This window comes from Treponema sp. UBA785, assembly GCF_002297065.1.
Classification (GTDB): Bacteria; Spirochaetota; Spirochaetia; order Treponematales; family Treponemataceae; genus Treponema_D.
In genome coordinates, this window is sequence record NZ_DBJD01000021.1 from 2,080 (window position 1) to 26,258 (window position 24,179).

The 24,179-nt window shown below is 38.8% G+C and carries 20 protein-coding genes; 12 read left to right on the forward strand and 8 right to left on the reverse strand.

Annotation, left to right across the window (positions count from 1 at the left end; all coding sequences use genetic code 11):
- The 4 genes from B2X33_RS01480 to B2X33_RS01495 all read left to right on the forward strand — a co-directional run.
- The coding region (locus tag B2X33_RS01480) for a Z1 domain-containing protein (protein ID WP_296667063.1) at positions 1-1,790 on the forward strand (1,790 nt) is incomplete at its 5' end.
- Positions 1,777-3,708 carry a hypothetical protein gene (locus tag B2X33_RS01485; protein WP_296667066.1) on the forward strand — a complete coding sequence of 644 codons (1,932 nt, stop codon included), beginning with the start codon at positions 1,777-1,779 and terminating at the stop codon, positions 3,706-3,708. The genes B2X33_RS01480 and B2X33_RS01485, both read left to right, overlap by 14 nt.
- Entirely contained in the window at positions 3,698-4,639 is a 942-nt protein-coding gene (locus B2X33_RS01490) for a hypothetical protein (RefSeq protein WP_296667068.1), read from the forward strand. The genes B2X33_RS01485 and B2X33_RS01490 overlap by 11 nt, the downstream gene beginning before the upstream one ends.
- Complete coding sequence (locus B2X33_RS01495; protein WP_296667070.1) at positions 4,632-5,381, forward strand: DUF6339 family protein; 750 nt, start codon at positions 4,632-4,634, stop codon at positions 5,379-5,381. The genes B2X33_RS01490 and B2X33_RS01495 overlap by 8 nt, the downstream gene beginning before the upstream one ends.
- 150 nt (positions 5,382-5,531) lie before the next feature.
- Here B2X33_RS01495 and B2X33_RS01500 read toward each other — a convergent pair whose 3' ends face one another.
- The 3 genes from B2X33_RS01500 to B2X33_RS01510 form a co-directional block, all read right to left on the reverse strand.
- Positions 5,532-6,332 (reverse strand): SDR family NAD(P)-dependent oxidoreductase, encoded by an 801-nt coding sequence (locus B2X33_RS01500; RefSeq protein ID WP_296667073.1) that lies wholly within the window; start codon positions 6,330-6,332, stop codon positions 5,532-5,534.
- A gap of 52 nt (positions 6,333-6,384) precedes the next feature.
- Positions 6,385-7,692, reverse strand: a complete 1,308-nt coding sequence (hisS, locus tag B2X33_RS01505) for a histidine--tRNA ligase (protein WP_296667075.1) — start codon at positions 7,690-7,692, stop codon at positions 6,385-6,387.
- A 211-nt stretch (positions 7,693-7,903) separates the two neighbouring features.
- Positions 7,904-9,031: an N-acetylneuraminate synthase family protein gene (locus B2X33_RS01510; RefSeq protein WP_296667078.1), complete on the reverse strand. Its 1,128-nt coding sequence runs from the start codon at positions 9,029-9,031 to the stop codon at positions 7,904-7,906.
- Positions 9,032-9,098: 67 nt separating this feature from the next.
- Here B2X33_RS01510 and B2X33_RS01515 point away from each other — a divergent pair, with 67 nt between their 5' ends.
- The 7 genes from B2X33_RS01515 to queA all read left to right on the forward strand — a co-directional run bounded on the left by B2X33_RS01515 (position 9,099) and on the right by queA (position 16,099).
- Positions 9,099-9,611 (forward strand): TIGR03546 family protein, encoded by a 513-nt coding sequence (locus B2X33_RS01515; RefSeq protein WP_296022003.1) that lies wholly within the window; start codon positions 9,099-9,101, stop codon positions 9,609-9,611.
- Entirely contained in the window at positions 9,611-11,818 is a 2,208-nt protein-coding gene (locus B2X33_RS01520; protein WP_296667081.1) for a TIGR03545 family protein, read from the forward strand. Before B2X33_RS01515 ends, B2X33_RS01520 begins: the two co-directional genes overlap by 1 nt.
- Positions 11,819-11,926: 108 nt before the next feature.
- Entirely contained in the window at positions 11,927-12,667 is a 741-nt protein-coding gene (locus tag B2X33_RS01525) for a YebC/PmpR family DNA-binding transcriptional regulator (RefSeq protein ID WP_078931193.1), read from the forward strand.
- A gap of 56 nt (positions 12,668-12,723) precedes the next feature.
- The gene (gene ruvC, locus B2X33_RS01530; protein ID WP_296667083.1) at positions 12,724-13,335 is read left to right on the forward strand and encodes a crossover junction endodeoxyribonuclease RuvC; all 612 of its coding nucleotides are present in this window, start codon (positions 12,724-12,726) and stop codon (positions 13,333-13,335) included.
- Between the two features lie 9 nt (positions 13,336-13,344).
- On the forward strand, positions 13,345-13,953 hold the full coding sequence (gene ruvA, locus B2X33_RS01535; RefSeq protein ID WP_296667085.1) for a Holliday junction branch migration protein RuvA: 609 nt from the start codon (positions 13,345-13,347) through the stop codon (positions 13,951-13,953).
- A 3-nt stretch (positions 13,954-13,956) separates the two neighbouring features.
- The gene (gene ruvB / locus B2X33_RS01540) at positions 13,957-15,003 is read left to right on the forward strand and encodes a Holliday junction branch migration DNA helicase RuvB (RefSeq protein ID WP_296667087.1); all 1,047 of its coding nucleotides are present in this window, start codon (positions 13,957-13,959) and stop codon (positions 15,001-15,003) included.
- Positions 15,004-15,043: 40 nt separating this feature from the next.
- Positions 15,044-16,099 carry a tRNA preQ1(34) S-adenosylmethionine ribosyltransferase-isomerase QueA gene (queA, locus tag B2X33_RS01545; protein ID WP_296022043.1) on the forward strand — a complete coding sequence of 352 codons (1,056 nt, stop codon included), beginning with the start codon at positions 15,044-15,046 and terminating at the stop codon, positions 16,097-16,099.
- Here the strand turns inward: queA and B2X33_RS01550 are convergent.
- The 5 genes from B2X33_RS01550 to B2X33_RS01570 are packed head-to-tail and all read right to left on the reverse strand — an operon-like array spanning position 16,092 to position 22,209.
- Entirely contained in the window at positions 16,092-16,895 is an 804-nt protein-coding gene (locus tag B2X33_RS01550; protein ID WP_296667089.1) for an FAD binding domain-containing protein, read from the reverse strand. The genes queA and B2X33_RS01550 overlap by 8 nt on opposite strands.
- Positions 16,882-17,373 carry a (2Fe-2S)-binding protein gene (locus B2X33_RS01555; RefSeq protein ID WP_296022058.1) on the reverse strand — a complete coding sequence of 164 codons (492 nt, stop codon included), beginning with the start codon at positions 17,371-17,373 and terminating at the stop codon, positions 16,882-16,884. Before B2X33_RS01555 ends, B2X33_RS01550 begins: the two co-directional genes overlap by 14 nt.
- A 2-nt stretch (positions 17,374-17,375) precedes the next feature.
- On the reverse strand, positions 17,376-19,496 hold the full coding sequence (locus B2X33_RS01560) for a xanthine dehydrogenase family protein molybdopterin-binding subunit (protein ID WP_296667091.1): 2,121 nt from the start codon (positions 19,494-19,496) through the stop codon (positions 17,376-17,378).
- On the reverse strand, positions 19,486-20,688 hold the full coding sequence (locus B2X33_RS01565; RefSeq protein WP_296667093.1) for a DegT/DnrJ/EryC1/StrS family aminotransferase: 1,203 nt from the start codon (positions 20,686-20,688) through the stop codon (positions 19,486-19,488). The genes B2X33_RS01560 and B2X33_RS01565 overlap by 11 nt, the downstream gene beginning before the upstream one ends.
- Before the next feature lie 18 nt (positions 20,689-20,706).
- The gene (locus B2X33_RS01570) at positions 20,707-22,209 is read right to left on the reverse strand and encodes a polysaccharide biosynthesis protein (RefSeq protein WP_296667096.1); all 1,503 of its coding nucleotides are present in this window, start codon (positions 22,207-22,209) and stop codon (positions 20,707-20,709) included.
- 301 nt (positions 22,210-22,510) lie between these two features.
- On the opposite strand from B2X33_RS01570, the gene B2X33_RS01575 reads away from it, so the two are divergent.
- Complete coding sequence (locus B2X33_RS01575) at positions 22,511-24,046, forward strand: carbon starvation CstA family protein (protein ID WP_296667097.1); 1,536 nt, start codon at positions 22,511-22,513, stop codon at positions 24,044-24,046.
- Positions 24,047-24,179: the final 133 nt, after the last annotated feature.

Below are 24,179 nucleotides of genomic sequence, written 5' to 3' on the forward strand. Positions count from 1 at the left end.
ACGGTTTTGCAACAGGAAAAAGAAGCTCTATCAATTCGTTGATTACAGACATATTAAATATTTTTGAAAAGTATTGTTATGTAGGATTTACAGCAACTCCATTTGCAAATGTCCTTAATGAAAAGCCTGGAAAAGACAGTCTGTATCCAGAAGACTTTATTTATCCTTTGTCTATAAGTCCTAAATATTATAGCGCGCGAAAATTGTTTGGCTCGTCAAATGATGATCCTGATAATCCCGAGCCGTTGCTTGATGTTGTGAATTTTGTGGAAACAGAAGAGATAAATCCAAAGTCTAATGACTATGCAGATGTTCCTGAATCATTAAAGAATGCAATATTTTACTTTATTTTAGCCACAGCATGCAAATACTATCGTGGTTTCAGCAACAAGCACTCTTCAATGCTTATCCATGTGGATTTAAAAATTTCCACGCATGCTGTTGTGAACAAATCTGTTGAGCTTTTTATAGAGAATATAAAACAAAATCCATCTGACTTTTTTAGTTATATGGAGAAAGTTTGGAATTCTGAAAAAGACAGAGTTTCATTTGAAACTGTAAAACAGCTTTTTAATTATTCCGAAGAAGATAAAGAAAAATACAAAGTCCCTGATTTTAACCGGCTGAAAAACTTTATTTTAGAAGCCGCAGATAAAATCGAAACCGTAGTTGACAATAGTTCTATAGCTTGGGATGAGAGGCTTCATTATCCTGCTGATGAAAGCAAGGTTTATATTGTAATTGGCGGAAATACTCTTTCGCGCGGTCTTACACTTGAAGGTCTTATCGTAAGCTATTTTTACAGAACATCAAAATTATATGACACATTGCTGCAAATGGGGCGCTGGTTTGGATATAGAATTGGCTATGAAGATTTGCCAAGAATCTGGACAACAGAACAAATAGCAAAAAATTTTTCTTTGCTTGCCGATGTGGAAGACGAGTTACAGGAACAGTTTACAGATTATGGCAATGGCCTTACTCCTGATGAGATAGCTCCAAGAATACGAGTTCTTCCTCTTCTTCAAATTACAAGAAAATTGGCAATGCAGAATGCAAGAATTACCGGCATAAATTATGCTGGTCAAAGACCATCGACTTTATTCTTTGAGCGCACAAATAAAGAATGGCTTTTGCATAATCAGATTGCCACAAGAGAATTTCTTGACGGAATAGCTCAAGCTCCAGTAGAAAAAAATGGGAGTGTTATTTATTCGAATATTCCAATTTCTAAAATTCGGCAGTTTATTGAAAATTATAAAATTTGTGAATCCAACAATGCTTGCCGAAAAAATTTAATCTTGAAATATCTTGAAAAAATCAATTCCAAAAATTTTTTGCAAAACTGGAATGTCTCAATAATTCAAAACAAAACGGGCCGAGAATATCAGATTTGCTCAAAGCTAAAAGTCCATCTTGTTAACCGCAGCCGCCTGGATCCTAAAAGCAAAAATGATTCAATAGCAAATATAAAAGTTTTGGGCCAGCCGCAGAATATGCTTGTTGATACAGATATTCCTGATTCTGAAAAAGATGAATTCAGGCCTTTAAAAATGTTTCTTCAGCGCCATAAATATTTTGAAGAAAAAGGAATCGCTGAGCCTGGGCTTTTGCTCATATATCCGATTGATAAAGACAGTAAGCCAAAATCAAATCAGACTGGCAGACTGCCATTGGATGCGGCAGAAGACGTTATCGGGATAACGCTTGTTTTTCCAAAAGATAAGAATATTGAATTCAATACATATATGACAATTTCATTGGATGGAGTGGAGAATGATAGACTTTAAGTTTGATGAAGTGCCGTTCAGACGAGGAATGGGAACTATAAATGCAAGCGGAGCGTCCAAGACTTTAAATGGTTCTTCTTTAACTGATACAGAAATCTTATTAAGAGAAGCTGTTCAAAATTCTTTTGACAGCCGGCTAAAAGAAAAAAAATTTGATGAAAAAACAGGAAAGGTTGTATCTAAATATTTGCCTTTGAATTTTTCAATTCGGGCTTTCAGTTTCTCTTCAGACCAAATGGTTTTCATACAAAAGCTGTTTGATTCAGAAAATTCAGAATCGTACTATGCCAAAAATGTACAGAAATATATAAAAACATCTTCCCTAAATATTGAGATAAGCGATACCAATACTACTGGCCTGATAGGATTTCCTGGAATTACAGAGAAAAAGAAAAATCAGAATTTTGCAAATTTTGTCTATTTTACAGGAAATGACAAATCGCTTTATTCAAATGACGGAGGTTCGTACGGATTTGGAAAAGCGGCGTTCTTTTTGTACTCGCAAGCCAGGACAATAATTATTTACACAAGAATAAAATCTGAAAGCGCATCGAATTATCAGTCTAGGCTTATCGCTGTTTCGATGGATGAAAGAATAGATAACAGATGCTGGTGGGGAGAGAAAAAGCAAAGCGATAACGAAAGCGGCGTTTATGCGTCGCCTGTTTTAGGAAAACTTGCAGATGAAATTGCCGAAGCAATCGGCATGAATGTCTTTAACGAAATGCAGACAGGAACAAAAATCCTTATTTTAAATGCACGTCCCCGGCTTTTTCCTCAATACGAAAATGGCAACGAAAAAACAATCGATGATATATTCAGATACGACATTCCTCAGTATTTAGTCCATTGGTACTGGAACAAAATAATTGCGAAAAAAGTTATTTTTGATATTGCCTATAAAAATGAAAAGATAGAGCTTGATAATCCAAATGAAATATATCCTTATAAGCATTTTATAAACGCTTACAGAAGACTTAATGCGATAAAAAAGAAAGAGATAAAAGCAGACGGAAAAAGAAGCATTGAAATTTCCCAGGAACGTCCTAGCGTAAAGCTTGGAATTGCCTGCATCGAAAAGACTTCGCCTAAAAAAAGTAAATATGAAGAATTGATGCCAATTTTAAGGACTTCACAGCCGCTTGTCGCTTTTATGAGGGGGATTGGAAATATTGTTTATTATGGAAAGTATAACATCGGACCAGAGAACCTTAATGAAACGTGTTTTGGAGTTTTTGCCTGTGACACGAAGTCTTGTTCTAATGGAGAAACAGAGGGCGAAATAGATCGGTATTTTCGGGGAATAGAAAACCAGACTCATACACGCTGGGAACATAAAAATGATATGTTTCCTCACAATTATCTGAAAACTGTAGAAAACAAAATTGACCTGCTTGTAAGGTCGAATTGCGCTTTTGAAGAAATTGATGATTCTGCGGCAAATATTTCAGTTATGATTCAACGCACTTTAGGCGCAAAGCTTCTTCCATATAAATTGCCAGTTGGCGGAGCCAAGAAAACTTTGAAACCAGCTGTTCAAGCAGAAGCAAAGGCATCAAACAAAAAGTCGTCAATTACTAAAACTGGAAATTCATATATTGAAATCGATTCAAAAACAAACGAAAAATATGTTTATGTTCAATACAAGATAAATGTTTTAACGGATAAGGCTGTCAAGATAAATAATATAGTTCCCAAAATAGAAACTTTGGATGCTGGAGACAGTTTTGAGGATAATGGAACTTACCTAAAGTTTTCCGGAACATATAAAAAAGATAAAGACGGAACTCTCTCTATGACAGATTCAAGACTTCCAAAGATATTTAAACTCCCGGAAACTTGCTATTTTAAAATAAAATGCCAAAAAGACTGTTCATTTGATTTGAAAATTGACTGGGAGGAAGTTGATGTACAATAAAATATATACCTATAAGACAGTTTCTCCGGAATCTGGAATAATTCAGGCTGAATGGCAGATTTACGGGCGTTCAATACCTTTGTCGCACGAAATAAAATCCTGGAAGAAAAATGCGGATTTGCAAATAAACTGCAATATATATGTTTCAGCAAAAGAGCTTGACTCTTTTATTTCTAGAAATGCAGAAGCTTCATTCTATATTGTATGGAACTCTTTGTCTGGACGAAACGGGACTTCACTGCAAGGCTGCGCATTTGTTCAAAAGTATGAAAATAAAAGAAATGAAAGCGTGAAAGAATATAATTTTTCTTGCATTGTTCCAGGAACTAAAATTGCGGGCGACACAGAAATTTCTTTGGTTCTGGCAATCTCGTCTGAAGATAAATTTGTTGAAAAAACAGAATTTGCAACAGAAAAAGGAGCTGTTATATTCAGAACTTCTGAACTTTTGTATCTTGAAGGCGGTCAAGCTCTTTTTCCTGTAAAAGCAGTTTCTTTTAAGGAGCGTTCTGGAATTGCAAAAAAAGCTTTGTATTATCTCCGCAAAAAATATATTGATTTGGACAGCAATTTTAATGCGACATACACTTTATTTTTTAATATAGAACATCCGCTTTTTAAAAAGATAAATTCAGATTTAGAGAATGATGTTGCCGCAAATTATCTGTTGAAAATGATTATGTTTGATGTGTATAGAACTATTGTTTTTGATGCTCTTGATAAGGAACACGGACTTGATGAGCTTTCAGAGTCGTTTGAAGAGAATTCTTTTACTTTACGCGCTGTTTATTCAAAAATTCTGAATGAAGTAAAAGAGAAATATTTTCCTGAAAAAGATTTGACTTCCCTGAAGGAAATGATAAATCAAGGCGAAGAGCAAAGAAATTCTCTGTATACGGCAATTCAGGAATATGTTTTTGGAGATGAATAAGATGAATGACGAAGATATAATCAGAGTTTATCCGGTAATTGATGATGAGCCGGAAAAAATATACGAAAAATTAGAAAACAGCCGTTTTGTTTTTGAAGCATTAAGTGAAAACAAGCTTGTTCCGCCCGGTGTCGGAGATATGGTTTTATATGAGGAGCTTGATTTATTGCGGCAGAATGTAATTGCTCTTGCTAGAAAATACGGTTTCGGTGATATTAATCATAATATTGACAACTCCTTAAAACTGAAATTTGATAAAGAGCTTGGAAGCTTAATTTATGAAAAAATGAAAATTACACCTTCTGTCGCTGCAACACTTCCTATGTGGCAGTTTTTAAATTTGCAATTATTGCCTGATGTCGTGTTTTGGCGTTGGGGAAATTCAAAAGAACATTTTTACTCAGAAAGAAGAAATTATCTTGGGACACAATGGTGGAGATATTATCTTTTTTCTGATTCAGAAGAATCTTTAAGAATCTATTCAAAACTGAATGATGCTGAGATTGCAGAATTGTATGAGCGTTCTGGAAGCAGAGGATTGCCAGAGCATGTTTTTGAAATTTCAAAATGGTTTGCGCAGCTTTCCAGAAATATTCTTATAAAAAATGAAAGAGAAATGTTTCGCTCTGTGATAAAAAGATATAATGCGGAACTTGGATTCAGAAATTATTTTTCACTCGACGAAAATGACAAGTTTTTAATCTTCAAGAATTGCTTTGATGATGCTGTTGTTTTGAATTAGAATTTATTATGACCGACTTTGAATATCAGATTGAATGTACCACCTGCGACCTGGCGGACAAACTTGTCGGGGAGTTGCGGGGTGTCCCCGCAGAGGGGATAGGGCGCAACGCAGTGCGGCCGCAAGGGGAGGCTTCCCCTTTTTTTGTGTTTATGGTCTTAGGCCCATTCCGCCTTCAAGTGTGATTGTCTCGCCGCTCATATATTTAAAGTCTGGCGAGGCAAGCTGTACGCAAGCGCGGCCGATTTCTTTTTCTACGTCGCCAAAGTGTCCCATTGGAGGAGTTTTTACATTTGCCTTGAATGCGTCCGGGTATGATTCCTGGAATTTTTCGAGCTGGGCTGTCCAGGCAAGAGGGCAGACTATGTTCACGTTGATTCCGTCTGGCGCCCATTCTGTTGCGGCAACGCGCGAAAGTCCGCGGATTCCTTCCTTTGCGGCGGCATATGCGCACTGTCCGTAGTTTCCGAATAATCCCGCGCCGGAAGCAAAATTGATTACTGTTCCTTTTGTTTCCTTTAAATATGGATAGCAGGCTTTCATGTAGTAAAATGCCGCGTACAGTCCGGAATAAAGAGCCAGGTTGAACTGGTCTGTTGTGTGCTCGGCAAGCGGAACTCCGGAAGCCGAGGCCTGGGCATTGTTTATAAGCACGTCAATTCTGCCGAATTTTTCAACAGCCTGCTTTACAACGTCGTTTACAACCGCTTCATTGTCTGCTCCTGCGTTTACATCTGCCTGCACGGCAAGAACTTTTATTCCGTATTTTGATTCAAGGTCGGATTTTGCATCGTTTAATTTTTGAAGGTTGCGTCCTGTAATCACAAGGTTTGCGCCTTCTTTTGCGTATGCTGTGGCGATTCCGTATCCGATTGAGCCGCAAGTTCCGTCGCTCAAAACTGCTTTTCCGCCGCCTGTTATAATTGCTACCTTATCTTTTAAAAATCCCATTTTTTCTCCTCCTGATATGTTTTTTTTTGTTGGCAGATAAAATTATTCAAGACTATTTTTCTGAAAGAATTTTTTCCGCCGCCTGCTCAACCGTCAAATTTTCAAACTGCTCACGTGTGGCAAGTTTTTTTAAGGTCAAAACATTTTTTTCGGCTTCGTTTGTTCCGATTAAAATTCCCCATGGAACTGTCTTTGCATCTGTTACCGCATATTGCTGCGCCATTTTTTTCGCTTCCGGAAAAACTTCTACGTTGATTCCTTTTTGGCGCAATTTTTCTGCAATTCCCTGATAGTGAACGGCAAGCGATTTGTCCATGCAGTAGATTTCCACATCGAGATAGCTTCCTTTTTTGCCTGTTTTTCCAAGCTGCTCAAGACCTGCAAGAAGACGGTCGAGCCCGATCGAAGCTCCTACGCCCGGAAGTTTTGTTTTTGTGTAAAGGCCTGCAAGGTTGTCGTAGCGTCCTCCAGAACATACAGAGCCGATTGACGGAAGTTCGTTTAAGAAAGTTTCGTAAACAACGCCGGTATAATAATCAAGTCCGCGCGTAATCGAAGGATCCAGAACGTAAGTTGCTTCTATTCCTGCCGCCTTCATCATATTGTAAATATCGCGCATTCTCTGGCTGTCGCTGTCTTCTCCGCCTGCCATCTGCTCAATCATGCTCAAAGTCGAGTCAAAGTCGTTAGAGCCGGAAATATATGTCAAAATCTGCTCTGCTTTTTCTTCGGACTGAGTATATTCAACCAGCTCTTTTTTTACTTCTTCTTTTCCGACCTTTGCAAGCTTGTCAACTGAACGCAAAATGTCTTCTGATTTTTCTGCAGCTCCGAGTTTTTCAAGAAAACGGTTAAAAATCCCGCGGTGATTTACGTGAATTGTAATGTCTTTTACTCCGATTTCCGCAAGCGCCGCACGCATAATGCTCAGAATTTCAAAATCAGCCGCAGCCGAATCCGAGCCTACTGTGTCAATGTCGCACTGTATAAATTCGCGGTAACGTCCAGCCTGTGGTTTTTCGCCTCGCCAGACTTTTGAAAGATGGTATCTTTTAAAAGGAAAATAAAGCTCGCTCTCGTGTTCTGCGGTAAAACGCGCAAAAGGAACAGTCAGATCAAAACGCAGGGCAACATCACGTTTTCCGTTGTCCAAAAATCTAAAAACCTGTTTTTCTGTTTCGCCGTTGGATTTTCTCAAAAGAATTTCAGAATATTCGAGAACTGGAGTGTCGATAGGAACAAAACCGTATGAGCGGTAAACCTTTGTAATTTTTTCCATAAGTCCGGAACGTTCAATTTCGTTTTCCGGTAAAATGTCGCGGAAGCCTTTAAGCACGCGCGGTTGAATTAAACTAGCCATAATTCAATATGATACAAAAAAAAAGCACTTTATACAAACAAAAAAATTGGAGCGCATTTCCTGCCTGCGACCGTCCCTGCACAGTTGCGCTGCCGCTTCATCCGCTTTGCGGACGCTTGCGCGCTGTTCCGGCACGGGCTAGAATTTGTCCCTTCATAAATATTTTTTTTGTCCGCACCTTTTTGTCGTTTCGTTTTCTTTTTTTAAGCCTTTATTCAGCAAAATCTTCAAAATTGACGCCAGAGCCGGCTTTTACTTCGTGTTTGAGCGTTTTTCCGGTAATTTCTTCAAGAAACTTCGGGCTTATTCCAGGCGTTAGAACCTTTTCTGTCCTCAAAACCGCGACATCCCCGTTTTTTATTTTTTCTCCAGCTTTCATGTCGTTTATAAAGTGCAGGCTCCGGTTTGTGCGTCCGTAGTTTTGCTTTTCGGAAGGCGCAAGCTCTTTTTTTCCGCTTCCCAAAATTTTTTCGACGCGCTCTTTTCCGTAAGTTTCGCCCATCTGCCTGATTATTTCCATTTCTCCTTGTTCAGCTCCGTAATGCCTCAGAACCGCATCGCTTTGGTGGACTGTGTGGCACATAAATCCGAATTGTTCCGCTGTAAGCGCCACAGGATCGTCAAGTCCGTCAGTTTCTTTGCTTAAGGTTATGTGTTTTTCAATCATTTTTGCGCCCTGGCTTACCGCAAGGCAGGGAACCAGAACAGGATCGAGGGAATGGTCGCTGACTCCGCAGCCGATTCCAAATTTTTTGCTGAGAGTTTTTATTACGCGCAGGTTGTATTCATCTTCGGGAGCCGGATAAAAAGTTATGCAGTGCAAAAGTGTAATTTGCTCAGTTCCCAAAATACCAATCGCGTTTTGAATGTCTTTTAGTTCGGAAACTCCGCTCGAAATTATTACAGGAACTGCTTTTTTGCCGTTTTTTTTCTGTTCGCCGCGGTATTCTGCAAGCGCTTTTAAAAGCGGAAAATGGTTTAGTTCCGGGCTTGCAATTTTTACATAGTCCGGCTCAATTTTTAAAAGTTCTTCAAGAGATTTTAGTCCAAAAGGCGAGCAGATAAATTTTACATTTTTTGAACGGGCGTAATCACTGCATTTTTTGAAAAATTCGCTTTTTACTTCGAGAGCCTTAAAACGGTCGTAAAGCCGCACTTTTCCGCCGGGAAGCTCTACAAAACCTGTGTTTGGATGCAAAATTTCGTCAGCATAAACCCATTGAAATTTTACGGCGTCCGATCCGGCTTCAACCGCCGCGTCCATAAGCTTTACGGCTTTTTCAAAATTTCCGCCGTGCGCCGTTCCGATTTCTGCAATTATAAAAGTAGAATTTTTCATAAAAGTCCTGATTTTTATTCTTTTTATTTAATTGTAACATTTTAAACTGTTGTGGTAAAATGAAAGCATGTTAAATAAACTTATAAAACTTTTAAAGGCTTTTAACGGCAATGTAAATCCTGGCGAAATCGCCCATGCCTTTGCCTGCGGCGCAATTCTTGGTCTTATGCCAAAGAATAACCTTTTATGGTATTTGGTCCTGGTTTTTATTCTTTTTGTAAGGATAAATAAACCTTCTTATCTTTTAATGATTTTGCTTGGCTCTGCTGTTTCGCCTGCTTTTGACGGTCTTTTTGACAGCATCGGGTACTGGTTTTTGACGCTTCCTTCGCTTGCGACTTTTTTTGAGCGTCTTATCGAAATTCCTTTTGTTGCGTTCACAAAATTCAACAATACTGTCGTAATGGGAAGTTTTTTGTGCGGAATTCTTCTATATATTCCTCTTTATGCATTTGCAAGACTTCTTGTTTTTGTATGGAGAAAATACGCGGCTGACTTTATCCGCAACTCAAAAATATTCAAGGTTATAAATAAACTTCCTTTGATTTCTAAAATTGCTTCAATGGCGGGAGAGCGGTAATGGCTGAAAAAACTAAAAAAATAAAAAAAACAAAGGCTCCAAAAATCGAAAAAAAATATCCGCGCTCAAAACTTCCTTCGATTTTTAAAAAAGCATATTCGTCTAAAAATTTTGGAGGCAAAATAGAAAAAAAACTCTATGTTCCTGCCGACAAAACTTATGTTTCTTCGCTTTTTAAGCAGTCGAAGGACAAAAATGGCAGGGATGTTCTTTGTGTTCCTGCTGAATCTGAATTTACAAAAAAAGAAATAAAGCGACTTAAGCTTCTTGCAAAACAGATTAAGGCAAACAAAGGCAGAATAAAGGTTGTTCCTTTTATTGCGGTTGCCGCCGTAATTGCTGCGCTTGGGATTACAGTAACTATTTTTAAAAATCCTGTTGCAAAAATGGCTATTACAAGCGGAATGCAGGAAATTTTTGGCGCAAAGTGCGATGTGGGTTCTGTAGATATTCAGTTTTTTGATTCTCATGTTACCATCGAAAATTTTGCCCAGGCTTCGAGCGATGATGAATTTAAAAATCTTTTTGAATTTAAACGCCTCGATTTAAATTTCAATCTGACAAATCTTTTGCAGGCAAAATTTCATGCTCAAAACATCGAAATTACAGGAATTGAACTTGGAACAGAGCGGAAAACGAGCGGAAAACTTGCTATAAAGCCGAAAGATAAAAGGGAAAAGGCAAAGAAAAACGATTCGACTGGTTTTTATGATTCTCTTAAAGAAAAAATCGGAACTGATCCTGACGCCGCAAAAAAAGCAATTACGGAGCTTTTTACAATGTATGATCCGGCGGCAATTGCAGAAAATATAAAGGAAAATCTCCAGTCGCAAAAAGTTGCAAAAGAAGTCGAGGAGGAATTAAAGGTTCTTGTCGAAAACTGGAAAAATAAACCAGACGAGTTAAAAAAGAGCGTTGAAGAAGTTCAGAATGCAACAAAATCGCTTTCAAATTTGAATGTTTCTAAGGTAAGTCCGGCAGAAATTCCTTCTCTCTTAAAACAGATTGAACAAGCCGGTTCTACCGTAAAAAAAGCAAAGGCCGATATGGAAACAACTCTTTCTTCTTTTGAAGGTGACCAGAAAAAAATAAAGCAGCTGCAGAAAAAACTTGAAGATTCAATCGCTTCCGACAAAAATCTTCTTTCTGCCCAGGTTTCTATTCTTGATCCAAAAAAAGCAAAGTCGGCTCTGAACGATTCTATAAACCAGGCCGGATACGCTCTTTTGGGACAGTATTATCCGTATTTAAAAGATTTGATTTCCTATGCTTCTTCTATGAAAGCTTCGGGTGGAAATGCTAAAGAAAAAGAAGATGCCAATAAAAAAGCAGTTGAAAAGGCGAAAAAAGAAAGCAAACGCTTTGCCGGCCGTTACGTTTATTGGAAAAAAGACACGGTTCCGAAACTTCTTGTCGAAAAAGTTCATGGTTCTGGCAGCGGAATCGAACTTTTTGCCACAAATATTTCAAGCGATATGAATAAACGCGGCGAACCTTGGATTGTAAAGGGCAGCGTAAAGAAAAGTCAGTGTGTTCATAATGCTAATCTTACGGTTGACGCAAGAACAGGAACAAAAGCGCATCTTGTCGAAGCCGGATATTCTGGAAGCAACTTTCCTTTGAGTCTTGACTTGTCAAAAAAAGGCGCTTCGGACGTTATTCCAAAGTTTGAAGGAAAATCGAATGTCAGCGCATCTATTGTTGCGGATTCGGATTTTAGTTTTTCTGGAAATGCAAAGCTTAATATGAATCCTGCGGCTGTAACTGGCGGAGAACTTGGCTCAGAAACTGCAACGAGAATTTATACGACCGCGCTAAAATCAATCAAGTCTCTTAATCTTGGAGCAGGTTTTTCTTTTAGCGAAAAATCAGGCGTTGGTTTAAAACTGGATACGAATTTTGACACTCTTCTTGCAGATGCAATTTCCAGCGTTGCAAATGCCGAATTTGAGAATGTGAAAAAAGATGTGGCTGCAAAGTTGAATGAGCAGATTGCTTCTTCAGAAACTGCAAAAAAATATATTTCTCAGTTTGGCGATATTTCTGCAAAGCTTGACGGTCAGAAAAACAGTTTTGATTCTATTTCAAAACAGCTTAGTCAAAAACAGTCTGAACTTAAGAAAAAAACGGGCGATGCTGCAAAAAATAAGGCTTCTCAAGCCGCTTCAAATGCCGCAAGTTCTTTCTTAAAAGGGCTGAAAAAATAAAAATGCTAATATGCTGTTGATAACAGTTTGGTTTTGTGTTAGACTACAAAATCTAAACTTGTTTGTATATTATAAAGTCAAAAAGATTGGCTTTTTATAGGAGTTATCATGTCAGGACACAGTAAATGGGCAACCATTAAACATGCAAAAGGTATTGCAGATGCTAAACGCGGTAAACTGTTCACAAAATTCATTAAGGAAATTTCAATTGCCGCAAGAATGGGTGGTGGAGATCCAAACTCAAACCCACGTCTTCGTACTGTAATTATTAAGGCACGTGCAGCTAACATGCCTAAGGATAACATCGAACGTGCTATCAAAAAAGGTACTGGTGAAGACGGCGCAACATCTTACGAAGAACTTGTATACGAAGGATACGCTCCAGGCGGAGTTGCTGTTTTGGTTGAAGTTCTCACAGATAACCACAACCGTGCAGCCGCAGATGTTCGCAATATCTTTACAAAATCAGGCGGAAACCTCGGAACTTCTGGTTCTGTAAGCCGCATGTTCCAGCGCAAAGGTACAATCGAGCTTGATGCTGAAAAAGTAAATGAAGACGAAGTTATGGAAACTGCTCTCGAAGCTGGCGCAGACGACATTGTAAACGAAGATGGAGTTATTACTGTAACTACAGCTCCAGATGCATTCTCTGCTGTTGCAGATGCTCTTGCGGCAAAAGGGTTTGAAACACTTTCTGCTGACGTTGGCATGGTTCCGGATGCTTACACTGCTGTTGACAAGGATACTGCCGCAAAAGTTCAGAAACTTATCGACCGCCTTGAGGACAACGATGATGTTCAGAACGTTTACCACACAGCTGAATATCCAGAAGACTTTGAAATGGAGTAATCCTTAACTTTTTAATCAAAGTTTTGCAAAACCACGGGCTTTCCCGTGGTTTTTTTATGGCTTATGATTTTTGCTGTGTAAAAAATATTTTTCAGTGTGGTTTTATTTTGAAAAAGTTTGAAGAATTGCCTGGAACAAAAATTTTTGAAAAGACTGAAAGTTCTCCAGTTAAGGATTCTCCTAAAATCCGGCGTGTAATCGGTATTGATCCAGGCCTTGCAAATACTGGCTTTGGAATAGTTGATTTTTTTAACGGACGCTACAGAATGGTAAGCTACGGTTGCATTACGACAAAAAGCACAGACAGTCTTTCTCAAAGGCTTTTAAAAATTGCTTCAAGTTTACAGGCGGTGATTGATGAATTTAAGCCGACAGAAGCTTCGATGGAAGAGCTGTTTTTTGTAAAGAATATCACATCTGGAATTTCTGTTGCGGAGGCAAAAGGTGTTTGTACGCTGATTGTCGCGCAAAATTGTATTCCTCTGTCAGAATATAAACCGAATCAAATAAAGCAGGCTGTTACCGGGACTACAAAGTCAGACAAAAAACTTGTTGAAAAATATGTAAAAATTCTTCTTGGTCTGGAAACTGAGCCAAAGCCAGATCATGCGGCTGACGCTCTTGCAGGCGCAATAACACATCTTCATTACAATTTAAAAATTTGCTAGAATAAAACTATGTTCAACTCTATTACTGGAACAATTACTGGCAAATTTCCAAAACAGCTTTTTTTAGAAAAAAACGGCATTGAATGGGATATAAATATTCCGGATTCAAATCTTGATCTTTTGCCGCCTGTTGGCGTGGAAGCTAAAATATTTACGTGGATGCAGCATACAGATACTGTTTTTGCGCTTTTTGGTTTTGCAAACGAAAAAGAACGTTCTTTTTTTCTTGATTTGCTTAAAGTTGATGGCGTTGGTCCTAAGGGAGCGGTAAAAATTATGAGCAGCGCGCCTTCTTCAACTCTTATGGACACTCTTGAAAGCGGAGATGTCGCTCTTTTGGAAAAAATTCCTGGCGTAGGCAAAAAAACTGCAGGAAAAATGATGCTCGCCTTAAAGGGAAAACTCTCATTTAACGAAGATTTGCAGACATTTACTGTTCCCAAGTCCAGCGCTTTTTCTGATGTTATTTCTTCGCTTGTGAGCATGGGATATGACAGAAAAACTGTTGAACAGAAGATTGCGGAGCTTTCTGCAAAACTTGAGCCAGACTTTGTCGGAAAATCTCAAAAAGAAAAAGAAGATATGATTTTTAGAAAAATAATTGTGGAGCTCGCGTAGATTATGGACAGCATTGACAGCGAAACAGATTTTTCGGCAATTGTAAGAGCGGACTTAAAAGATGATGAAATTCAAGAGAATTCTTTGAGGCCTCAGTTTTTGTCAGATTTTCTTGGACAGGAATCTGTTAAAAAAAACCTTTTTACTTTTATTCAAGCGGCAAAACTTCGCGAAGAGCCGTTGGATCATCTTCTTTTAATCGGTCCTCCAGGTCTTGGAAAAACAACGCTCGCTCAAATTACAGCTCACGAGCTCGGCGTCGATTTTAAGGTTACGAGCGCCCCTGCTTTGGACAAACCTAAGGATTTGGCTGGAATCCTTTCAACTATAACTCCGCGGACTGTCTTCTTTATTGATGAAATTCATCGTTTAAAACCTGCGATTGAAGAAATGCTTTATATTGCAATGGAAGATTTTGAACTTGACTGGATTATTGGGCAGGGAGCGGCGGCAAGAACCGTCAGAATTCCGATTCCTCCTTTTACGCTTGTCGGCGCAACAACAAAGGCAGGCTCGGTTTCCAGTCCTTTAAGAAGCCGTTTTGGTTTTATTCCTAGATTTGAATTTTATACTCAAAAGGAGCTTTCTTCTATTATTCGTCGCAGCGCAGGAATTCTTGAAGTTTCTATTGATGATGATGCGGCTCTTCTTTTGGCAAAATGTTGCCGCGGAACACCTCGTGTTGCAAACCGTGTCTTGCGCCGTATGAGGGATTTTGCTCAGGTTGAAGGCCGGAATAAAATCACATTAAAAATTGTTGAGGAAGGTCTTAAGCGTCTGGAAATTGACTGCCTTGGACTTGAAAAATACGACCGGGAAATTCTTCTTTCAATAATTAAAAAATTTGGCGGAGGACCTGTTGGCGCAGAAACTCTTGCAATCAGCATTGGAGAAGCGCAGGACACTCTTGAAGATTATTATGAGCCGTATTTGATTCAATGCGGTCTTATTCAGCGGACTCCGCGCGGAAGAATTGTCACTTCAAAAGCCTATGAACATCTCGGCCTTGAAGTAAAAGACAATTCAAACGGGCAGGCTTCCTTATTTTGATATTGACACAAACTGGCTTTTTATTGGAGAAATATAAAAAATGAAACTTAGTGATTTTTATTTTGATTTGCCTGAAGAGCTTATTGCTCAAAAACCGTCTGGAATTCGCGGTCAGGACAAACTTATGCTTTTAAACCGCAAAACTGGCGAAGTTCAACATTTAAAAATGGAAAATTTGCCTGATTTAATTTCTCCAGACACATTGATGATTTTTAACAATTCCAAAGTTCGCCGAAGCCGCTGTTATGGAATAAAAATTAGCGAAAAAGAAGGACAGGGCGGACGCGAACAGGAATTTATGTTTTTAAACCAGATGACTCCGGACTTAAAAACCTGGCATACGATGGTAAAAGGCGCAAAAAAGGTAAAGACTGGAAACAAGTATTCATTTTTTGACGGAACTGTCGGAACTGTTATAGAAAATGAAGGTGACAAAGGCTCTGAATTCCGTACTGTAAAATTTGAAATTCCTCTTGATGACAACTGGTTTGAAAAGAACGGACATATTCCGCTTCCTCCATATATTCACCGCGAAGACGATGATACGGATTCTGAGCGTTATCAGACAATTTATGCCAAAGAAACAGGAAGCTCTGCTTGTCCGACAGCCGGGTTGCATTTTACTCAGGAAATGTTTGAAAAACTTGACGCAAAAAAAATCGAACGCTGTTTTGTAACCTTGCATGTCGGACTTGGAACCTTTCTTCCTGTCCGTTCAGAAAATATAGAAGAACACAAGATGCACAAGGAAGTCTATTCAATTCCTTTCGATGTTGCTGAAAAAATAAACCGTGCAAAAAAAGAAGGCCGCCCAATTCTTGCAGTAGGCACAACTTCTGTCCGAACCCTTGAATCGGCGGCAGACGAAAATGGTTTTGTAAAAGGCGGTTCTGGAGCAACAAGCATTTTTATGTATCCAGGATATAAGTTTAAGTGCGTGGATCAAATGTTTACGAATTTTCATACTCCAGAAAGCACTCTGATTATGCTTGTAAGCGCCTTTGCTGGCCGTGAAAATATTTTAAATGCCTACAAAAAAGCCGTAGATCAAAAGTACCGCTTTTTTTCTTACGGTGACTGCATGTTTATTAAGTAAGCTGTTCAAGCGAATATTTTACAAGATTTAAAAACTGCGCTCTTAAAATCGGAGGAACTTGCTTGTCCAGGCATGTTTCGTCGTAGATTTTTTTCGCCGCTTCTACAAATTCGAGAATTGTGTTTTCGCTCAAAGGAAGGCTGGCTCCCAAAAGCCTGTTTTCGAGCTCAAGGCTGCGCAGCGAAAAAGGTCCTGCAAATGCTATTTTGAGGTTTGCAATTTGATTTTTTACAGTGTCAGCAAGAAAAACAAAGGAAGCGGAATTTTCGGTTATGATGTGGGCAGGCCCAAGCCTTTTAAAAACAGCAACTTCCCAGTCTCCAAGCGGAAGTATTATTTTTGAAAGGACAAAATTTTCCGGAACTTCATTGAATTTTGTCATTGGCAGATAAATTGTTTCCGTTTCGCTTTTTAATTCAAGCTTTGCGTCAAGAGCGACAAGCGGAGCAAATAGCGTGTATCTATAGTTTTTTGCGCAGATGTTTCCTGCAAGAGTTGCAATATTCCTAATGTTTGTGTTTGCAATTGACTTTACGGCTTCGTAAAAAACAGATGGAAGTTTTGCAGGATCGATTTCGAGAATTTGTGAAAGTGTAATTTCCGGACCAAACTCAAAAAATCGCTCGTGCTTTATTGAATAATTTAATTCGCGAATATTGCGGACGCAAAGAGAAATTTCCGGAAGTTTTTTGTCCTGTGTACAGCCGCTCATAAGCTGAATGTCTTTTATCGATTTTTTTTGATAAAAAATATCGTTCAGTGTCTTTGCGTAATAAATCTGCTTAGATTTTAACATTCTTTTTTCTTCCTTCGCGTTCGTGCCTGGCTGCGGTGGCATAAAGAATTCCGTTCATAAAAACTCCCTGTTCCGTGCATGCGCATTTATCTTCTGTAGTAAGTTCAATTAACTGCGATTTTGTCGGACGGTAATTGTCCTTTAAGAGCCTGTAAACCGAAAAATACTTGAATGAATTGCAATACCCGCACAAATTCATTCCGGCTTTAAAAAAACCTGTTTCAATGTCCTTATACTCTTTTGTTTTAGAAAAAGATTCAAGGGTTTCTATCGTGCAGTCTTTTACAATTCCAACGGGAATCAGACAGCTAGAAACCGGCTTGTCGTTAAGCAGAACTGTGCAAAAACCGCATTTTCCTGCCTCGCAGCCAGTTTTTACAGAAATCAGTTTTTGCTTTCTTAAGACGAACAGCAGTTTTTCGTCAGGATTTTCATCAAGAATGATTTTTTTTCCATTTATCGTTACAGGAATTTTCATTTTTATTTTAGCTCCGTAGTTTCTTCTGAATTTTTGTTTTCTTCAGCCTCTTTTTGTTTTTCCCAGTTTTCTTTCAAGCTTTTTGTGAGCTTAAAAACTGTATCTGTCTGAACCGGCATATTTGTAATTGTTTTTCCGACAGCCTGAGAAAGGGCAGAGGCATAAGCGGCAGGCAAAAGAGAGGCTGCAATATCGCCAAGTTGTTTTGGCTCATCGTTTGACTGCATAAATTGAATCGAAATTGAGGATACAGAAAGTTCATCGTCTTCAACCAGTTCTTTCAATCCTTCTTGAATTGAATTTTTGAGGGAAGTTTCGGCTGCGTGGGGATTTAAAATTTTTCCTGCATCGGCTATAAACCAAATTCCGCGCAGTTGAGGCGAATAAGAAGCTGAATCAAGCTCAATTTCGGCAATCATTGCTGCAAAACTTGTGGAAGAAAATGGATACCCGCTGAACGTTTCTAAATCCCAGCTTTTTCTAGGATTTACAGAAAAACTTTTTTTTATTGTTACCGGAAATTCTTCGTCTGTTGTTTTTGAAAGCTTTCGAGCTAAGGCTTCGCAGGCTTTTTTTATAAGAACAGAATTGATTGAAATTGAAGCGTTTGTCGTCTGTGGATTTTCTGGTTCTGAGTCAATGCTGTAATTTGTGTTCAAAAAAATATTTTCGGCAGGAAGTCCAGTGATTTCGGAAGCAGTTTTTTGCCAGATTTGCCATGCGTTTTTTGAACTTGGCATTCCGCGGATATAAAGTTTTTGGTCTTTTGTGTAGGAAAGTTCAATATTCAGATTTTTTTTTATAAAATTTGAACCGAGGTAGGCAGTTCCTTCGTAAGCGCAGGCAAGCCCGATTCCTCGCAAAGGCGGTGCGTAAGGAGAAGCGTTGTCGTGATCAAACCTGTGAATGTCTTCCATTTTATAAGCCGCATTTTTCCGCAGAAAAGTTCCTGTCCTGCAAATGGCTTCGAGAACTTCTTTTGATTTTCCTGTTTCGAGAATGATTTTTGAGCGGTTGTGTCTGTCTTCGATTTTTAGATTTAAAATACGCAGTTCAAGAGGGTCAATTCCTGTTTCGCGGGAAATTTTATTCATCTGATTTTCCACGGCATAAAACGCTTTTGAAGCGATTATCGAAAAATCAATTGATGATGGAATTGAGTGGCTCTTGTAAATGTTTGATGTAATTTTTATATTTGGACATTTGTATACTCCGATTGCGGCGATTGCAAGTCTGTCTGCAATTTCCTGCGCAAAAGGATTATAAGCTCCTGCATTCACATGGATTAAAATGTCCATAGATTTTATGAGCCCGCTTTTTGCAACGGCGGTTTTATGCCTGATTTTTACGGATGATGTATTTTCTGCAAAAAATTGCTGCTCGGTTCTTGTAAATTCAAGTTTTATTGGCTTCTTGAGTTTTAGGCAGGCGAGGGCACACTGACAGCAAATTAATGTGTTTAGCCAAATTATGTCCGTTGTCTTTGAAAGAATTTTTGTTCTTGTTATATAGATATTCTCTTCTGGAAAACCTGTAATATCGGAAAGATTTTTTCTTAAATTGCTAATCCAAAGGTTTGGAGAAAAAACATAGAGATTTTGGCTTTTTATGTAGCAGAAAGCTCCGTTTGTTTCGGTGAAATTTTGAAAATTTATGTCGGATTCCCATTCTTCTTCAATCAGAGAGTCTTCTTCTTGAAGCTCGTAGTCTTGGCCGTATTTGACTTCTCGTTGTGCAAGAATGTTTGAATTTTCATTTTTTTCTTCATAGTAAAAATGCTCGTCAATGTTCATTTTAATGTTTTTGCTCAGAAGCCGCACATTTTTTTTGTTTGGGCCGGTAATTATTCCTATTGCCTGCCCTGTGTAGTCAATATCTTTTTCGCAAAAAACCGGAATATTTGTTCCTGAAATTTTTATATTTTTTTTGAACGGAAGATCTTCGCAACCATAAAAATTATAGCCTTCTGGCAGTTCTTCCGTCAGAATTTTTATGATTCGTCCTTTTGGAACAGGACTGCGCACGACAGAAGCATAGAGCATATCATCTTCAAAAATGTCCGAATAAAATTCGTCTGAAAAGATGAGTGTGTTTTTTTGAGGAATTTTTCTTTTAGTGCACATGGAACTTTTCTCCGGCAGATTTTACTGTTTTTATGACATAATCTGCCATTTCTTCGCTCATATCAGGCCAAAGCGGCAGTGTAATCGTGTTTTTGTAATGGCGCTCAGCATTTGGAAAATTTTCTGCTTTAAAGTCGGGATATTTTTTTTGCCAGTACGAAAAATGGAAGATTGGAATAAAGTGCATTGAAATTCCAAGTCCGTTTTGCTGAAGTTCTTTTGCAAATACATTTCTTGTGCAGTTTAATTTTGAAGGATTTATTTGAATAAGATAAAGATGCCAGGCGTTTCCTTCTCTGTCCGGAGGCAAAGTCAAAAAATCACAGCCTGCAAAAGCTTTATTGTATTTTTCGACGATTTTTTTTCTTTTGAATTCGAACAATTCTGCTTTTTTTAGTTGAACCCGGCCGATTGCGCTTAAAATATCTGGAAGATTTGCCTTAAATCCTGGAGCGATAATGTCGTATTCCCAGGAAGCTTTGTCGCTTGTGTATCGATCCCATGCATCTCTGTCCATTCCGTGAAGCCTCATCTGGCACATTCTTTTTGCAAGAAAATCGCTGTCTGTCGTAATCATTCCGCCTTCGCCAGTGGTGATTGTCTTTGTCGCATAAAAAGAAAATATTCCTACATCGCCTAATGTTCCTGCGTAACCGTCTTTTGTTTTGCTTGGAAATGAATGGGCGCAGTCTTCAATGACGAAGATTTTGTTTTTTTGAGTTGAATAATCTTTTGCAATGGCGCAGATTTCTTTCATGCTGCACAAATTCCCTGCAATGTGAACTGGAACAATTGCCGCAACAGTTTCGATTTTTCCGTCTTTTTTGAGTTTTTCCAGAACAGACCTGATTGAATCCGGCGAGATTGAATATGAATTTTCTTCAATATCTGCAAAATGAACGTCCCCATTCAGATGAACTGCGCTGGCGGCGGTCGAAACAAAGGTGTAGGGCGTTGTAATTACAGCTCTTCCGCTTTTTACTCCGCATGCTTCCATGGCAAGAATCATTCCGTTTGTATTTGAATTGACCGCAAGAGCGTGTTTGCATCCTAAAAAATCAGCAAACTCTTTTTCAAAGTCGTGAGTTGTTTTTCCTGTCGTAAGCCAGCCTGAATCAATAACGCTGCAAACAGCATCTTTTTCTTCCTGCGAAAATGAAGGCTTAAAAAACGGAACTTTTAATTCTGACATACACACCTGCCGTAATTTTTATAGATAACCTAAAGTAGTTTTTGTCGTTTTGTAATATTCGTCAAGGCTTGGAACGTATTCTCTGAGGTATTTTAGAAGAATTTCTCTGTTTCTGAACGCTTCTGTATTTTTGGGACTGAAAAAGCAGACAGGTTTAAGTTTTTCGAGAAGCTGATCGAGTTTTTTATCTCCAAACTCCAAATTTTTAAGCTCAAGGAGCTTTTCATATTCGGTTTTTTGAGGATTTTCTTCTTCTAGCCACAATGGCTCAAAAGTTCTTTCGCCTTCGCGCGGACCGATTATTTTAATTTCAATGTCGCGTCCCGGTTCAAGTCCCGAAAATTTAATTATTTGTTCTGCCAGATCGTAAATTTTTATAGGCTCTCCCATGTCCAGAAGATAAGATTTTCCGTTTTCTCCGATTCCTCCTGTTTCGAGAACCAAAGAGCATGCTTCGGGAATTGTCATAAAATAGCGTTCCATATTTTTGTCCGTGACTGTTACAGGTCCTCCGGATTTTATCTGTTCCTGAAATAAAGGCAGAATTGAGCCTCTTGAGCCGAGCACGTTTCCGAATCGGACAAACATAAATTTTTGTGAAGAATTTGCTTTTTTTGAATATTGAAGAATGAGTTTTTCACAGAGCATTTTTCCTGCTCCATAAACGCTCACTGGATTGACGGCCTTGTCTGTCGAAATAAGCACAAAACGCTGGACATTGTTTTTTAACGCCGCATCCAAAAGATTTTTAGTTCCAAAAACGTTGTTTTCGATGGAAGCAACTGGATTTTCTTCCATCATCGGAACATGCTTATAAGCCGCGCAATGAAAAATCACGTCTGCCCGAGTGTTTTTTATTATGTAGTCTACGTATTCACGGTCTTTCATGTCGCCGATAATCGGAACTACGGTTGCTTTTTCTCCGACTCCTTCCTGCTGCAAGACATGAAGTTCTCTGTAAATCTGTACAATTGAATTTTCTCCGTGTCCAAAAAGATAGAGCCGTTCTGCGCCGCCAGAAAGAAGCTGTCTTGCAAGTTCTGAACCTATTGAGCCGCCTGCTCCTGTAATAAAAACTCTTTTTCCGCGAAGGTATTTTAAACTTTGATGAAGCGGAATTATGACAGGCGTCCGGCCCAAAATATCAAGAGGATCTATTTCTCTTGTCTGTACAAAATGCGCCTTGCCGTCGATAATCTGGCTTACACTCGGAAGAATTCTGATGTGGGCAAAACCGCCCTTTTTTAAAGCTTCGTAAATTTCACGTATCTTTTCTGTCGGCGCGCTTGGAATCGCAATTATTGCTTCATCCAAGGGGCCGCATTTTACAAGGCTTGCAACTTCTGCAATTGAACCCAATACAGGAATTCCTTCAATTGAAGTTCCAATTAGTTTTTTTTCATCATCTAAAAATGCCGCTACCGAACCAAATACTTTTTTACGCATCAAATCGCGGGCAATCATCTGTCCTGCAAAACCCGCGCCAATAATGTAAATTTTAGAATCAACTTTCTGCAGCATAGAATGATTTTATCATTAACAGCGCAGATTTACAATTAGACAAAAATATTCAGATCGAAGCATGTTTTTTTCAATTGGTTCGCATAGATTTTAAATTTCTTTACAAATACAAAATGTAGATTTAGACTAATCTTTGTAGGATAAAAGTTCGCCTTTTTGACGAGCCTTATGTCAAATTCAAAAAAGTGTTGTTAAAGAAGTTTTTACGGCAATTTCGGACAACAACCAATAACCGCAGTAAATTTAATTTTTTTAACAGCCTTTAAATCAGTTTGTAGATTGTTTATCTGGAGGTATTTTTATGATAACTTTCTTTGCTGCGCTGGTGATTTTGATTGTAGGTTACATGATCTATGGCAAAATCGTGGAAAAAATCTTTGCACCAAACGACCATGCAACTCCTGCTGTTGCTAATCCTGACGGTGTTGATTATGTTCCTATCTCTACTGGAAAGGCTTTTTTAATTCAGCTTTTGAATATTGCCGGCCTTGGTCCTATTTTTGGTGCGATTTCTGGAGCCATGTGGGGACCTAGTGTTTACATTTGGATTGTCTGCGGTACTCTTTTAGCTGGAGCTGTCCATGACTTTATGTCCGGTATGCTTTCTGAAAGAAACGATGGTGCTTCTATTTCTGAAGTTACTGGAAAATATCTTGGCCCTGTAATGCACAATGTGATGCGTGTATTCTCAGTTGTTCTTCTTGTAATGGTAGGTGTTGTATTTATGGTAGGACCTGCTGGTCTTCTTGCCCGCCTTACTCCTGAATGGCTTGATATAAAGGTTTGGACTGTAATAATTCTTATTTATTATTTCCTGGCAACACTTCTTCCAATCGATAAGATTATCGGACGTATTTATCCTTTGTTTGGAATTCTGCTTATTTTAATGGCAATTGGTATTGCAATCGGAACAATTATTCATTCTGGTGAGCGTCCAATGATGGAGCTTACATTGAAGAATCTTTATCCTGGAACGATGGACAGCGCGACCGGAAAAATCACCGGAGTGCGCCCGATTTGGCCTCTTATGTTCATCACGGTTGCTTGCGGCGCGATTTCTGGTTTTCATGCGACCCAGTCTCCGATTGTTTCACGCTGCATAAAAAGCGAACGCGAAGGACGCAAGATTTTCTACGGTGCAATGGTTGCTGAAGGTATTATTGCCTTGATTTGGGCTTCTGCCGCAGTTGCATTCTTCTGGAATAAAGACGGCGCAGGAACTGGACTTTCTGCTTTGAAAGCTATTGGAGGCGGAAACTCAAATTCTGTTTATGACATGTGTGTTGCTCTTCTTGGAAAATTCGGTGGGCCAATCGCATTGCTTGGTGTAATTGTTTGCCCTATTACTTCAGGCGATACAGCTTTCCGCGGTGCCAGAATGACAATTTTTGACTGGTTTAAGCTTGACGAGAAAAAAATCCGCGTTCGTCTTTCTGTTGCAATTCCTCTTCTTTTGATCGGCTATGCAATCTCATTTATCAACTACAATGTTGTATGGAGATACTTCTCTTGGTCTAACCAGACTCTGGCTATGATTGTTCTTTGGGCAGCTTCTGTTTACCTTGCAACAAACTACGGTCCAAATCCAAACCGTTGCTGGATTACTGCTGTTCCTGCGGCATTTATGTCTGCTGTAAGTATTACTTACCTGCTTTATGCTCCAGAATGTTTTAACCTTGGAGCTCATGGTGCAACAGGCCTCACAGTTTCTTATGTTGGCGGTGTTGCTGTTGCTTGTGTTTTCCTTGCAATATTCCTGTTTACTGCTTACAGAAATCCTGCAAAAAGTCTTGAAAGGCAGCAAAAAGTAGACATTAGCCGTAAAGGTGAGCATTAAACTGAAAGAGTTTTTTTTAAATTAGATTTTTTAGAAAATATTATGGAGCTGGCCGGCTGTAATAAATATTTCAGTCTGGATTTTTAGGTTGCCCTGTGTGTTCTTTTTAATAGAATGTGCAGGGCTTTTTTTT

Excerpts from the sequence above, each read along its gene's own strand:
- B2X33_RS01485 (WP_296667066.1), top strand. The coding sequence starts at position 1,777 with ATGATAGACTTTAAGTTTGATGAAGTGCCGTTCAGACGAGGAATGGGA.
- B2X33_RS01490 (WP_296667068.1), top strand. The coding sequence starts at position 3,698 with ATGTACAATAAAATATATACCTATAAGACAGTTTCTCCGGAATCTGGA.
- B2X33_RS01495 (WP_296667070.1), top strand. The coding sequence starts at position 4,632 with ATGAATAAGATGAATGACGAAGATATAATCAGAGTTTATCCGGTAATT.
- B2X33_RS01500 (WP_296667073.1), bottom strand. The coding sequence starts at position 6,332 with ATGGGATTTTTAAAAGATAAGGTAGCAATTATAACAGGCGGCGGAAAA.
- hisS (WP_296667075.1), bottom strand. The coding sequence starts at position 7,692 with ATGGCTAGTTTAATTCAACCGCGCGTGCTTAAAGGCTTCCGCGACATT.
- B2X33_RS01510 (WP_296667078.1), bottom strand. The coding sequence starts at position 9,031 with ATGAAAAATTCTACTTTTATAATTGCAGAAATCGGAACGGCGCACGGC.
- B2X33_RS01515 (WP_296022003.1), top strand. The coding sequence starts at position 9,099 with ATGTTAAATAAACTTATAAAACTTTTAAAGGCTTTTAACGGCAATGTA.
- B2X33_RS01520 (WP_296667081.1), top strand. The coding sequence starts at position 9,611 with ATGGCTGAAAAAACTAAAAAAATAAAAAAAACAAAGGCTCCAAAAATC.
- B2X33_RS01525 (WP_078931193.1), top strand. The coding sequence starts at position 11,927 with ATGTCAGGACACAGTAAATGGGCAACCATTAAACATGCAAAAGGTATT.
- ruvC (WP_296667083.1), top strand. The coding sequence starts at position 12,724 with ATGGCTTATGATTTTTGCTGTGTAAAAAATATTTTTCAGTGTGGTTTT.
- ruvA (WP_296667085.1), top strand. The coding sequence starts at position 13,345 with ATGTTCAACTCTATTACTGGAACAATTACTGGCAAATTTCCAAAACAG.
- ruvB (WP_296667087.1), top strand. The coding sequence starts at position 13,957 with ATGGACAGCATTGACAGCGAAACAGATTTTTCGGCAATTGTAAGAGCG.
- queA (WP_296022043.1), top strand. The coding sequence starts at position 15,044 with ATGAAACTTAGTGATTTTTATTTTGATTTGCCTGAAGAGCTTATTGCT.
- B2X33_RS01550 (WP_296667089.1), bottom strand. The coding sequence starts at position 16,895 with ATGTTAAAATCTAAGCAGATTTATTACGCAAAGACACTGAACGATATT.
- B2X33_RS01555 (WP_296022058.1), bottom strand. The coding sequence starts at position 17,373 with ATGAAAATTCCTGTAACGATAAATGGAAAAAAAATCATTCTTGATGAA.
- B2X33_RS01560 (WP_296667091.1), bottom strand. The coding sequence starts at position 19,496 with ATGTGCACTAAAAGAAAAATTCCTCAAAAAAACACACTCATCTTTTCA.
- B2X33_RS01565 (WP_296667093.1), bottom strand. The coding sequence starts at position 20,688 with ATGTCAGAATTAAAAGTTCCGTTTTTTAAGCCTTCATTTTCGCAGGAA.
- B2X33_RS01570 (WP_296667096.1), bottom strand. The coding sequence starts at position 22,209 with ATGCTGCAGAAAGTTGATTCTAAAATTTACATTATTGGCGCGGGTTTT.
- B2X33_RS01575 (WP_296667097.1), top strand. The coding sequence starts at position 22,511 with ATGATAACTTTCTTTGCTGCGCTGGTGATTTTGATTGTAGGTTACATG.